Annotated in this window: 9 protein-coding genes and 1 pseudogene; 8 read left to right on the top strand and 2 right to left on the bottom strand. The window is 61.0% G+C overall.

Features of this window, described 5'->3' with window-relative positions:
• Positions 1 to 426 precede the first annotated feature (426 nt).
• Positions 427 to 2256: a zinc-dependent metalloprotease gene (locus ABD002_RS16360; protein ID WP_343792990.1), complete on the top strand. Its 1830-nt coding sequence runs from the start codon at positions 427 to 429 to the stop codon at positions 2254 to 2256.
• A 51-nt stretch (positions 2257 to 2307) separates the two neighbouring features.
• On the opposite strand, the gene ABD002_RS16355 is transcribed toward ABD002_RS16360, so the two are convergent.
• Complete coding sequence (locus ABD002_RS16355) at positions 2308 to 2673, bottom strand: hypothetical protein (protein ID WP_343792988.1); 366 nt, start codon at positions 2671 to 2673, stop codon at positions 2308 to 2310.
• Here ABD002_RS16355 and ABD002_RS16350 point away from each other — a divergent pair.
• Entirely contained in the window at positions 2643 to 5210 is a 2568-nt protein-coding gene (locus ABD002_RS16350) for a VPS10 domain-containing protein (RefSeq protein ID WP_343792986.1), read from the top strand. The genes ABD002_RS16355 and ABD002_RS16350 overlap by 31 nt on opposite strands.
• A gap of 129 nt (positions 5211 to 5339) precedes the next feature.
• Here the strand turns inward: ABD002_RS16350 and ABD002_RS19750 are convergent.
• A pseudogene (locus ABD002_RS19750) lies at positions 5340 to 5729 on the bottom strand (ATP-binding protein); the annotation flags it as partial.
• Between the two features lie 185 nt (positions 5730 to 5914).
• Between ABD002_RS19750 and ABD002_RS16345 the strand changes: the two are divergent.
• The 6 genes from ABD002_RS16345 (at position 5915) to ABD002_RS16320 (ending at position 13261) form a co-directional block, all read left to right on the top strand.
• On the top strand, positions 5915 to 6775 hold the full coding sequence (locus ABD002_RS16345; protein ID WP_343792984.1) for a winged helix-turn-helix domain-containing protein: 861 nt from the start codon (positions 5915 to 5917) through the stop codon (positions 6773 to 6775).
• A 2-nt stretch (positions 6776 to 6777) separates the two neighbouring features.
• Entirely contained in the window at positions 6778 to 9054 is a 2277-nt protein-coding gene (locus ABD002_RS16340) for a LamG-like jellyroll fold domain-containing protein (protein WP_343792982.1), read from the top strand.
• A gap of 347 nt (positions 9055 to 9401) precedes the next feature.
• Positions 9402 to 9755, top strand: a complete 354-nt coding sequence (locus tag ABD002_RS16335) for a hypothetical protein (protein WP_343792980.1) — start codon at positions 9402 to 9404, stop codon at positions 9753 to 9755.
• A gap of 525 nt (positions 9756 to 10280) precedes the next feature.
• A complete protein-coding gene (locus ABD002_RS16330) occupies positions 10281 to 11627 on the top strand; it encodes an NHL repeat-containing protein (RefSeq protein ID WP_343792978.1) in 1347 nt (448 codons plus the stop codon).
• A 27-nt stretch (positions 11628 to 11654) separates the two neighbouring features.
• On the top strand, positions 11655 to 11981 hold the full coding sequence (locus ABD002_RS16325) for a hypothetical protein (RefSeq protein ID WP_343792976.1): 327 nt from the start codon (positions 11655 to 11657) through the stop codon (positions 11979 to 11981).
• Positions 11982 to 11983: 2 nt separating this feature from the next.
• A complete protein-coding gene (locus tag ABD002_RS16320) occupies positions 11984 to 13261 on the top strand; it encodes a hypothetical protein (RefSeq protein ID WP_343792974.1) in 1278 nt (425 codons plus the stop codon).
• Positions 13262 to 13592 lie beyond the last annotated feature (331 nt).

Below are 13592 nucleotides of genomic sequence, written 5' to 3'. Positions count from 1 at the left end.
GAGAACGTGGCCGTGATGTGAGGACTCCCAGGATGGGCCCGCGATCGCACTCAGTGCTTGGCGAACAGGAACCGGGGTTGCGCATGCGACGGAGGCTCTCGATCACGGTTCGGCGCAACCATCGCCTCCAAGGCGGGCTGCTTCTATCAAGTGGGAGGATTTTAGGTGTTGGAACTCAATCAGGTAACCTGCTCGCCGAGCAGGCGCGCGCGCGCAACCGCGCCAGCCGAACTCTGGCGGGCGTTTCGATTTCGCACCGTACTGCGGGTGATGTCCGTCGCGTTTGTTGCGAGCGCGATGGCTGCCACCGCGGCCTCGGCGAGCGTACCGAGCGAAGCATTCTGGCTTGACGTGCAAGCGCGTGCACTATCGAATGAAGTACCGCAAGCAGCCCAATTTCGATCGCTGGCACTGGACGTCAGCGCGATGAGGCGTGAACTCGCGGTAGCGCGTGCAAACGGTATCGCGATGTCACTCGCGCTGCCGCGCCCGGAGGGTGGTTTCGCCGAGTTCGAAGTGACCGACTCGCACGCGATGCCCAAGGAGCTAGCGGATCGGTATCCGGAAATCGTCAGCCTCGCCGGTACCGATGGCGAAGGCCGCAAAGTGCGTATCGACAGCTCGCCGCTGGGTTTCCAGGCCATGGTGTTCGATCATGAGGGCATCTGGATGGTGCGTCCGGAAACGCCCGGCACGGGCGACCGCTACCTGAGTTTCCGGCGCGCGGACCTCGCGCCCGCCGGCGGTTTTCAATGCGGCGTGCGTGACGCCAGGCTGGACGCCTCCGGAAAGAGCCTGCTCGCTGCGCCGCAACCGATGACTCTGACCGGTTCAATCCATCGCGACTATCGCGTTGCGGTAGCTGCCAATCACAACTACGTCGCTGCCGTGGGTGCCAACACCATTGCGGGAGGGCTCGCTGCGGTCGTGCAGGCGATGAACCGCGTCAATCAGGTCTACGAGACCGAGCTCGCAGTGCACATGACCCTGGTCGCGAACAACGACCGCATCATCTACCCGGGCGCCACGGGCGATCCGTACAGCAACGATGGTCTGGCGCTCGATCAGAATCAGCCCAATCTCGACAAGGTGATCGGTTCCGCCAACTACGATATCGGCCACGTGTTCACCACCGGCAGCGGCGGCCAGGCCGCCTTGGGGGTGACATGCGTGGACGGCCAGAAAGCGCAAGGCACGACCGGCATGTCCAATCCCATGGGTGATGCGTTCTACATCGACTACGTCGCGCACGAAATGGGCCACCAGTTCGGCGCCGACCACACGTTCAACTCCACGGCCGGCGCCTGCGGCGGCAATCGCGCGCCGGACCAGGCCTATGAGCCTGGCAGCGGCACGACGGTCATGGCCTACGCCGGCATCTGCGACGCCGACGACGTACAGCCGCACTCCGACCCGTACTTCCATGCCAAGAGCCTGGACGTGATCAATGCCTGGATCAGTGGAAACGGTGGCACTTGCGCCACGCAGAGCGCCAATCCGAATGCTGCGCCGGTCATCGACACTGCAAACCTTCCCAACGGTTTCACGATTCCGGCGCGGACACCGTTCGCGTTGACCGGGGCTGCGAACAGCACCGGGGGCGCCAGCATCAGCTACAACTGGGAACAGTACGATCTCGGCGACACAACAACCCTGTTGCAGGGTGACATCGGCAAGGGCCCCATCTTCCGCTCATTCAATGCGATGGCCGGCGGCACGCGCTACTTTCCCCGGCTGTCGACGATCCTCGGCGGCGCGCCGGCCCTTGGCGAAACGCTTCCGACGACCACGCGTGACCTCAACTTTCGCCTGACCGCACGCGACAACCGCACAGTCGGCGGCCGCTCTCAGAGCGCTGATGTCCAGCTGCATGTTGTGAGCACGTCCGGCCCGTTCACTGTCACGCGACCGAGCACCAACATCACATGGGGGCGCGGTGAGTCGCACAGCGTGACCTGGAACGTTGCCAATACGAATGTCGCGCCCGTCAACTGCCCCGCGGTGAATATCGATCTCTCTGCCGATGGCGGCCAAACATTCGGCTATCCCTTGGCGGCGAATGTTCCAAACAACGGCAGCGCACAGATCGTCGTGCCGCAGGTTGCCAACACCGCGCTGGCGCGAGTCCGCGTGCGCTGCTCCAGCAACGTGTTTCTCAACATCTCCGCCGTGAACTTCAAGATCGCCGCCGTCGGCGATCCTGACCCAGGGGCGCTGCAGGATGTGATCTTCAAGGACGGCTTCGACGGGCCCTGAGACAGAGTTCGACATTCGCACCAGACAGACTCCCGGAAGCAGGTCGCGTGTTCACTGCGCCTGATCGTCGACGAGTCGACATTCGATCTCGCGGCTTCGCGCCGCGGGATCGAACGGAGGCTTCTGATCATGCTTGACGACGATGCCGACAAATTTGCTCTGGAACTTGTCGTACTCCTGCTTCAGGAAGGCTGCTCTGGCGCTGGTGTGCCGTTCCGCACCGTGTGGAAGAGGTTCGGCCTTCGGTGCGCCCGGGAACTGAATGTTGGCCGTTCTCGAGCGATCCAACAGGGCTGGATCGAGAAGAGCGGCGACGGACGTTCGCTCATATTGACCGGGGCGGGGTTTGCGTCGGTCGCCTATGACGTGCCCATCGTCGGCCGATCGTGGCATCGCGCGCGAGGCGGAACGCAGCAACGACTATTTCAAAATCAGGTCGCTTATCCGTCTTGCGATGGAGGAGTTTTTTACGGCTCGAGTCGCGGAACTCGCACTGGTCCATGGCCTGGGATGGCCGACACCCTTATCAGAACAGAGGATTGCGGATGTCGAATGTCGATCGAGTAGCCCATTCGCCGAGCAGGGGCGCGCCGACCCGCTTAGGGCGTGGATTTCGGGGGTGTGCCGCGTCGTGGGTGGCTGCCTGCGCAATGGGGTTGCTGATGGCATGCCACCTCGTGGCTGCCGGAGAGCCGGGGCTGATGCCGCCCTACGTCGACAAATCGACGGGTGAAGAAGACGCGATCCGACGTCGCGACGAATGGTTCATCAAGACGCACGCGCTCGATCGCACCCATGACGCACGCGGCTTGCGTGCCGCGTCGATGCAGGACCAGCAGCGGATTGCGTCGCGCGCCGCACCGGAATTGCTCAGCACGAGCCCGCGCTGGCAATCGGTCGGTCCACGGCATATCCAATTCCTCGACTGGGCGGTCGGCTTCGTCGCCGGCCGCGTCAGTGCGCTGGGCGTACGTCCCGGAGACGACAACGTCCTCTATCTGGGTGCTGCCGCGGGTGGATTGTGGAAGTCGACGACAGGCGGTACGACATGGACGCGCCTGTCAAATACGTTCGACTCACCGAGCATCGGTTCGGTCCTCGTGGTGGCGGGCGCCAGTACCAATCAAGACCAGATCTGGGTCGGCACCGGTGAGCCGTATGCCGGCGGGTGCTACACCTATTTCGGCCGGGGCCTCTACTACTCGAACAACGGCGGCGCGAGCTTCAGTTCGCGCAACGGCAGCGGCCTCAATCAGCTCAACCTGTCGGTGATCAATGCCATTGCGCTCAAGCCGGGGACCGGGCAGACGCTCCTGGCCGGAGGCTTCGGCCAGTGCGGCGCTGACGGCAGCATCAGCGGCAGCGGCATCTATCGCACGACGGACAATGGTCTGACCTGGTCGAGCGTGTTCGGACCGGCCGACGTGACCGACGTGATCTACAACCCCAACAACGGCAGCATCGTTTACGCAGCGGCCAACGGTGGTGGCGTGTACAAATCGACCGATGCTGGTGATCACTGGAGTCAGTTGACCGGCGCGTTGCCGGTCGGCGCTGCCGCCGGCAGCGTCCGCCTTGCGATGGCGCCGAGTGATCCGAACACGCTTTATGCGCTCGCCGGAAATCCCGTGGGCCTCTACAAGACCGCGAACGGCGGTACCACATGGACGTTGGCCAATGCCAACGCGTGTGAAGGTCAGTGCGATTACAACCTCACGCTCGATATCTCTCCAACCGACGTCAATACGGTCCTGGTCGGCACCATTCGTCCCGCGCTCTCGACCAACGGCGGCACCACTCTGAATTTCATTACCGAAAGGTTCGGCAGCGCCCAACGCGTGCATCAGGACACGCATGTCGTGCGTTTCTCGTCGAGCAACTCGAAACGTGTGTGGATCGGTTCCGACGGCGGGCTGTGGCGCAGCGATGATCTCGGGGGCAACTACACGAACTTGAGCGATGGTCTGAACATCGCTCAGTACTACGACATCGCGCTCGACCCGCGGAATCCCGACCGCGTGTACGGCGGCGCCCAGGACGACGCATCGCAAGTGCGCAGCGACGGCGACAACTGGGCGGTGACCGTACAGACGGGCGATGGCTTCATGAACGCGGTCGAGAACGCCATCGGCGCAGACAACGGCCGCCGCGTATTCCAGAACAGCTATCCCGACGATACCAGCATGCCGTCGGTCAACCTGTCAGCGAACTATGGGGCCCCGAATACGTTCGATTCACTGGCGACCAACGGGATCGGCAGCAAGGAGCCTTTTCCGTGGGTCACGCCGATGGCGGTCACCCAGGGCATGTTGTTCATCGGTTCAAATTATTTGTACCGCTCCGCGACCAATCAGAACCCCAGCGGTTGGATTTGGACCAAGGTTTCGCCCGACCTGACCGGCGATGGCAGTTCCATTTCGGTGATCGATGTGACGCGTGCCGACGGAGGAACCCCGTTGCGCGTCTACGTGGGCACTGACAATGGCCACGCTTGGCGTACGGACAACGCGCTGGCCGCGAATCCGGTGTGGACCGATATCAGCGCCGGATTGCCGGCGAGCCGCATCACGGGCATTGCGGCCGTCCCGGGTAATGCCGACACTGTCTACGTTACCCGCAGCGCCTTCGGATCAGCGCAGCTCTATCGCTCCAGCAACGCCGGGACGACGTGGCAACCCGGCGGGACCGGACTGCCGAACGTACCGGCCACCTGCGTCATTGTCGACAGCGAGAATTCCGCACGAGTCTTCGTCGGCACCGACATCGGTGTCTATGAGAGTGTCGACAACGGAAGCACGTTCACGCCGATGATGCTCGGGCTCCCGTTCGGTGCGGTCGTGAGCACATTGAGAATGGGCGGCCGTCACGTCCTGGTTGCCGGGACTTATGGCACCGGTGCATGGAAGATCGACTTGGTGACGGATCGAATCTTCGCCGACAGCTTTGGTCAATGAGGTAGATGCCCTGGTGGCCACCTGAAACTGTGCCATCCATGGCCAGGTCGAAATGCGCCACCTACTCCAAAGGCGGTTCCACCAGTTCACCCAATCGAGCACTGCGCTCGGCAGCCCTTTCAGCCTCCAGCTCTTACCATCGAATTTGAACAGATGGCCGTGGTGCATCAAACGATCGAGCAGCGGAGCCACAACGACGACGTCGCCTAGCAGGGCTGCCCAGTCCTCAATCGGCCGGTTGGACGTGACGATGGTCGATGCCTTCTCATACCGGCTCATCAGAATATCCGCGAGCTCGTCTCCCGCTCCCTGCGGTAGCCTGCGGAGGAACAGATCGTCGATAACGAGAAGTTGAGCACCGTTCCGATGGACCGAAGAGAGCGACGCGTCAGGCTTCTCGACCACGCAGTCGAGGAGGGCGCGATCAAAAGTAGCGCACCCGCTAGCGCATATAGCCAAACCACCCCCTGTAGCTTGCTGTTGACCATGGCAGCCCCCTCTAGTCAACTCAAGAAGCATCAAACGTGCCACTCGCCTGCTTGCTTTGGGTCGATTGCCGCCGCTCATACGAGCGTCGCGGCGAAAGATTTCTGTGCGATCACCTCAAGGAGATCGTCGTCTGCTTCACAAGTCCAATGAAGCAGTTGCACTAGACTATCGACCGCCCCGGTACCGGCAACGCACCGTCGGGAACGGAGAGCGCAATGGCTGCATCGATTTATCGTTTCCGCAATTTTCGGCTCAAATCCGCCACGCGCGAGGTCCGCGAAGACGAACGCCTGGTCGCACTTCCGGTTTCCACGGTCGAGTATCTTGTCTACCTCATCGAACACCGCGATCGTTTCGTCGGGCGCGATGAGCTGACCGCGGCAGTCTGGGGGCGCACCGACGTCAGCGAAGCAACGCTCAGCCACACGATCATGCGCCTGCGGCGCATGCTCGGGGACAGCGGCTCTCGGGGACATAGCATCCGTACCGTGCCGCGGCTCGGTTATCGCTGGGTCGTCGAAACAGCGATTGAGCAATCGCCTGCTCAGGCACCAACGCTGGTTTCAGAGGAGATCGCGGCCTCACCGGCGTCGCCCAACGTGGGGCTGCTGAACGAAGTCATCGCCGTTTCTCCACGGACTGAGCCCATTCGCTCATGGGCTCTCGTTTCGCTACTCGGAGCCTTGGCGGTCTTTGCGGCCGTGCGCTATCACCATCGCGGTTCCGCCGAGGTATCACTCGACCGCGTTACGAGCGCCTGTGATGGTATTGCCGGCCGATGTTCATGCATCGGACGAATGGGCGTGGCTGCGTCTCGGGCTCATGGATCTCGTCTGTGCTGCCTGCAAACCTCGATGCGATCGTTCCCAAACTCTGAAACACACGTGAACACACGACTTTTACACGTCGATACACGCGGACTACATCTCACTCGCGCGCGGCGTTTCCGAAGTCTATGGACAATCAGTGCAATCGGCGATACGGGTAGTTCGGACGCGCTGTCGGCGTCGCATACCCAGCACTGGCTGCCTGCAAGGTGGACTCGCCCCCTATACAACTCCCCACGAGAAAAATAGACATGAAGAAGTCAGGCAAGAACCGTGCATCAAGTCCAGACCTGAATTCAGACATCATCAGCGCCGGCCACGCCGATGGATATGGTCGGAACGCAGCTCGCATTGCAGACGACGAGTCTCGTCGCGTGTTCCTAGGCGGTCTCGGTGCATTAGGTCTGTTCGCTTACGCCGGAAGTTCTTTCTCCTGGTCCGCGACGACAAGTGCAAGCGAGACGACGAACGGTGCCCCGCCCACGCCATTTGTGCATCCTGGACTTCTGCACACCCAGGCTGACTTCGACCGGATGAGGGAGAAGGTCGCAGCGAAGGCATCCCCATGGATCGGCAGCTGGAACCGATTGATTGGGAACAACCACGCAAGTCTGGCATGGACGCCGAATCCGCAGGCCGTTGTCTACCGCGGCAACGACGGCGTGCACGCCCAAAACTTTGCCACACTGTACAACGATGTCCATGCCGCCTACGCGTGCGCGCTTCGCTGGAAGGTATCGGGCGACACCGCCTATGCCGACAAGGCGGTGCAGATCATGAATGCGTGGTCTTCGAAGCTGACAGGATTCGGCGGCAGCATAGACGCGTTTTTGGCGTCAGGCATCCAGGGCTATCAGTTCGCCAATGCTGCCGAAATCATGCGCACGTATTCGGGTTGGACGGCGGTGGACTTCGCTCGATTCCAGGCAATGATGCTCAATATCTTCTATCAGGATAACCATCATGGCCTGACCGTAAGTCTCACTCCCCTCACAGTCTATTCCAACTGGCAGCTCTGCTGCATGGCGTCGATACTGTCCATCGGCGTGCTGTGTGACGACCGAGCCCTGTTCGACGAGGCGATCAGCTATTTCAAGACCGGCCTCGGTAATGGCGCCATTGCGCAAACAATCTACTACATCCATCCTGGCTACCTCGGGCAGACACAGGAGTCCGGACGCGACCAGGGACATGACACGCTCAGCATCTCGCTGCTGACCTCCTTATGCGAAATGGCCTGGAACCAAGGTGTCGATCTGTATGGCTATGACAACAACCGTGTCCTAGCGGGTGCCGAATACGTTGCCAAAGGCAATCTCATCGAATCCGGATCGATGTACTACGCAGTGCCGTTCGCGACTTACAGAAACTCCAATGTCACCCAAACGGCATTTGCAACGGGCAGTCAGGGCGCCGTTCGGCCCGAGTGGGCCATGATCTACAACCACTACGTCAACCGCCGGGGTTTGGCCGCACCCTATTGTCAGAAGTTCGCGATCCTGATCGAGCCGGAAGGCGGCAACCACGACTATGGCGGTGGCGGTGGCTCCTATGACCAATTGGGGTATGGCTCGCTCACGTTCGCGCGTGATGCGATTGCCAGCGGCGCAGCACCCAGCGGGCTCACCGCGACGGTGAGTGCAGGTGCAGTGACGCTGTCGTGGTGGGGCTCGGCTTACGCGACCAGTTATAGCGTCAAGCGCAGTACCACCCGCGGTGGAGCTTATGCAACCATCGCGAGCGATATCACCGATCTACTTACCTACTCGGACGACGGTTTGGCGGCGGGTACCTACTACTACGTCGTGACCGCCGTAACACCTTCTGGCGAAACCGCCGCATCGAATGAGGCGACTGCTATCACGGGCACGCGATTGCATACCTACCTGGCTTTCAACGAGAGCAGCGGCATCAGCGCAGCCGATTCGAGCGGCAACGGGCATATGGGAACATTGGTCGGTGGAGTGGCCTGGGTTGCCGGCAAGATAGGCGATGCGGTGTCGCTCAATGGCAGCGACGGCTACGTCAGTCTACCCAACGACATTCTGGTCGATGTGGCCGACTTCACGATCGCGGCCTGGGTCCAGTGGAAAGGAACAAGAAGCTGGGAACGCCTATTCGACTTCGGCTCAGGTACCGACCACTACATGTTTTTGACGCCGAAGGGCGACAACGGCAATTTGTGCTTTAAGAACTCGCTCACTAGCAATGGGGGCGAGGTGGCGATCGACAGTGCGGTGGCTTTACCCCCGGGACAATGGGTTCATGTCGCCGTGACGCTGTTGGGCACCACCGGCACCTTGTACGTAAATGGCAGCGTGGTCGGTTCGAATACGGCTATGGAATTTGCACCGTTCCACCTCGGCAGCACCAGCCAAAATTCGATTGGCCGCTCGCAGTATCCAAATGACCCGTACTTCAACGGTTTTATCGATGAATTCCGCATCTATAGGGGCGCACTCAATGCTGCTCAGATTACCGCTCTGATGAGTACCGATGTGATCTTCGCAGACGGATTTGATGGGTAATGTGGCAGCTGTGATTTGCGCGAAATATCTGTTTCCATTTCATGTATTAGCGGCGGATAAATTGAAATTATTGAATGTAGTTCATTGACGAATCACGGCGAGCCTGGCGGCCACGTCTACGTGATCAAGCGTGGTCCGATCGCGCTCGGGTTCCCCTGAAGGTATCGAGGGTTGGCAGGAAGAACGCGGCGGCGCTCGCCACTGCGCTGAAAGCGGCCAAGGTCTCACTGGAGGCGGGCCTGAAAGCAAGCGAGGCAGAGGGGACGCCGATTTCGAGCAAGTTCGAAATCGAAGACGGCAAACCTCAACTCTCGGTCTACACAACGAAGGCTGGAAAGTTCTTCGAGGTGATCGTCGATCACAAAACGGGCAAGATCGCTAAGGTGGAGCCCATCACGATCATGGAGCTCTTCGGCGCCAGGCCCGATCCGAACGGCGCTGCCGATGTGGCCAATGGCCGCTTTGCCATGGCGGGCGGCATGCCAAGTCAGCGGACGGCGGAAATGCTGGATGCCTTGGCCAGTGCGGCCCACAACACGGCGCTGGCCATCCGTGTCGTGGCCAAGCGACTCGGCGGTAAAGCCATGGAAGAACGACTAGGCCCTGTGATCGAGCTGCTCTCAGCGGCGACAGCGTCCGATCAGATCGGCAACCCCAATGAGGCAATGAAAAAGCTCAAACGGGGAGAAGCCCTTGGCTGACGTTCACCCTCGTCGGTTCGCTGCCCATCACTTCACGACGCGGCGAGGTAGCTTGGCTGGTCCAGGAGGTACATTTGAACCCGGCCACGAATGGCGCACTTTGGCCGGCCATCTGGGGTAGATGCGCAGAGAAGCTCGCCAACGGCGAAAGCGCCATTGGGCGCGTTCAGTCGGTGCGGCAGTAGCGATCAGAGTGACTCGGCGCCTCCACTGACCCCCGTCCCTCGGAGCGGGCGAGGACTCGATGGCAGGATGGACCCGTTGGCATTACCCCCAGCGGGCCATGGGCGATGATGTAAGTGCTTGAAACAGCGTGTAAACAGTCGCGCTCACGTTCAGCTCATGTAACGCTCAAGCTTCTCAAGTTCATGCTGACTATCTTCCCGGCGATCTATTTCCGTCGGGATGGTGTCATGCAAGTCGTTCATTGGATCCGTCGCGTCACGAGGTGGGCCCTGGTGCGGCCCGGCTTGATCACCGCAAGCCGTGAGCTCGATTCCATCAGCCCCGCAGGGGACAACTGACGTGTGGACGGCACGTTTGTTCGTTTGCACTGGGTTGACAATGATTTTTAGTCACTCAGTGAGAGCCGACTCGGATCTCGATCCCATTTGGGACCCGCCGGGTGGCTATACGGTCACCGTAGTCGGCACGACCGATGCGTTCGCCAACGCGGTCGCCGTCGATAGCCTGGGCCGGGTCGTCGTGGGCGGCTATTCCTATCCTGTTGCAGGCGGCAACCCTCAGTTCACGGTCGTCCGCTACCACGGCGACGACAATCCTTCGTTCGTTGGCATGGAAGATACGGACTTCAACAACACCGGCATCGCAACGGTGCCCGCCGGTATCGACGGAGCGAGCGGATACGCGGTGCAGGTTTGCGCCGGCGATGGCATCGTCATCGCCGGCGATTGCACGAACCCTGCAATGCCGCAGAACCACTCATTCTGCCTTGCGCGCTTCACCAGCACCGGCGGTGTGGACTCCAACTTCGGTACAGCCGGCACAGTCGTCACTCGCATCGGACGGGACGACGCCTACGCGAAGGCGATGACCACAGACAGCTCGGGTTCGATTCTCGTTGCCGGATATAGCAGCAGTTCCGTCACCGGCCACCCTGTGTTTACGGTCGTTCGCTACAACGGATCGGGGATTGAAGACACGAACTTTGGAACCGGCGGCGTCGCGACGGTCGCCGCCCCCGGCGGCGGCGCCGCTCAAGCTTCGGCGATTGCCGTCGACAGCAATGGTTCGATCATCGTCGCCGGTACTGTCGCCGACTTGGCACACCCGAACGGCGCCCTCGGCGTGGCGCGGTTACTACCCAATGGCGCCCCGGACCCGACTTTTCATGGCGGCGCGATCGCTATCGCCTCATTTGCGAATGGAGGCAATGCCAATGCGGTCGCGGTCGATCAATTGAACCGGCCGATCGTGGCAGGCACGGCATTCCCGATTGCTCCAGCGGCGACAGCAACCATGGCTTTGGCTCGTTTCACTTCCGGCGGGCTGGCAGATACCAGCTTCGGCGGCGTCGGCCAAGTCAACACTCCGCTTGACGGATGCACCGACGGCTTGGCCACCGGCGTTCAAGTCGATGCCAGCGGACGCTTGTTCGTCAGCGGCAGCTGTAGAACCACTCAGCAGGTGCTGGTTTTGGCGCACTACAACGCCGATGCGACGCTAGATAGCGCTTTCAGCCCAGGTGGTTACACGACAGCACTATTCGGGTCTTATGCGGGCGCGTCGGCTGTGATCCTCGATGGCACCGGGCGTCCACTGGTGGTGGGTTCCAACGCGAGGATTGCAAACGGCTTCAATGCGTTCGTCATCAATCGGCATGACTATATTTTTTCGCATGGCTTCGAGTAGGGAAACCGAATTCAGGGGAGTCGATACATGCACATACGACGCGGCCTCGCCGTAGCCATCGTGTTTGGTAGCGCCACCACCGTCTGGTCCGCCACCGATCGCGCCGATGTGGCTCGGATGACATCCGCCAACGCAGTAACCCAGACCAACAGCTATGGCATCGGCGTCTACGCCATCGTCGCTGGCGGAATTGTGCGATCGAGCAGCAGCTGCTTTGAATTGTCCGGCGCGATCGGGCAGCCGGTGCCTGGGCATTCGAGCGGGGGAGCCGTTGCAGTCGGTTCCGGATTCTGGTCGGTGGCGCCCGTTACCCGGCTGGACGAAATCTTTTTCAACGGCTTCGAGGGATGCTGACCATGAATCACTATCGACTGCTCGCGCTTGTCGTGACGCTTGTGCTTGCGCTGACCGACGTGCATGCAACGACACCGCAAACAACGGCATTTACGTACCAGGGACAATTGACCAACGCGAGCGCGCTGGCCAATGGAACGTACAACATCACGTTTACGCTGTTCGATGCAGCTAGCGGAGGCACCCAGATCGGACAAGTACCGAGCCAGCCGATCCTGGTCGTCAACGGCCTGTTTACGGCTGACCTCGACTTTGGCCTGATTTTTGGTCTTACGCAGTATTGGCTTGAAGTGAATGTCAATGGACAGACGCTGGCCCCGCGTCAGCGGGTAAATACCACGCCCACCGCGCAATACGCGATGATCGCACCGCCGTTGGTTCTGCCGTTTTCTGCGTCTCAGGCCGATGCCGGCCCGCTGTTTTCGCTCACCAATACCGGCGCAGGTGCAGTCAGTGTCTTCACGAGTACGAACCCCAACAACACGGCCAACACGGTGCAGGTCGTTTCGATCGGACCGGGCGTCATCGCCGATCATTCCCAGGGCAACGCCGGCAGTTTCTTCGTGAACAACACCCAAAGCGTAGGCGCTGGCGTGCGTGGTGAAGTGAACAGCATTTTCGGCAACAACGGTACCGCCGGCGTATACGGCGTCGCCTCGGGTACCGGCGGATATGCCGGCTATTTCGAGCATTCCGAGACGACCGGCTTCGGCATCACGTTGCAAGTCATCACCTACGATATGGGCGACGCTTTGGTCGTCGATCAACACGGCAGCAGCGGAGATCCAGCGATCTTCGAGGCTGGTGGCGCTAACGTGGCGCGTATCGACCGGACCGGCAAAGGATTCTTCAACGGCGGCACTCAGACCGGTGGCGCCGACCTTGCCGAATTGATTCCTGTTGCGGGGACCGCCTTGCAGCCAGGCGACGTGGTGGAGATCGACCCGGATCATCCGGATCACTTTCGTCTGTGTTCCAGTGCGAACAGCACACGCGTCGTCGGCGTGATTTCCACCGAGCCCGGTGTCACGCTCAACGACAAGCACAGCGCGCAAACGCCGGATAACGGTCCCGCGCTGGCCTTGGCCGGCCGTGTACCCGTCAAGGTGACCAAAGAGAACGGCGCCATTCGCTTGGGCGATCTGCTCGTGGCCTCTTCCACGCCAGGCCGCGCGATGCGCGCTGCAGACTTGCCGGCACCAGGGACCGTGATCGGCAAGGCGTTGCAGAACTTCGATCGTGAGAGCGGCGTCGTGTCGATGTTGGTGATATTGCGTTGAAGGTCGCGCCGAGGAAAGGCGCAGAAGGCCATCAACCGTACTTGGGCGCCGGCCACGCACTTGTATCGCGATCTCCGCTACGGCTTCGAAGCGCCGGGTGGCTTTCCGAGTGCCTTGATTAACCGCACAGTCTGACTGGACGGTTCCGGCGATCGCCCGATGTTGTGGGAACCGCCCACCTACTGAGATTCCGGCCGTCCGACGGTGGACCCAATGCGTGAACTCCTCCATAGGATCGGCCGCCTGATCGTACGGGGGCGAGACGCTTTTGCGCTACCGTACATCAGCCATTTGCTCGGGTAAGCGGAAGCCCGGCGCCGTGAACCCGACA

Source organism: Dokdonella soli (assembly GCF_039523175.1).
Classification (GTDB): domain Bacteria; phylum Pseudomonadota; class Gammaproteobacteria; order Xanthomonadales; family Rhodanobacteraceae; genus Dokdonella_A; species Dokdonella_A soli.
Note: the sequence above shows the minus strand (reverse complement) of the source record. Positions and strands in the feature narration are given on the sequence as shown.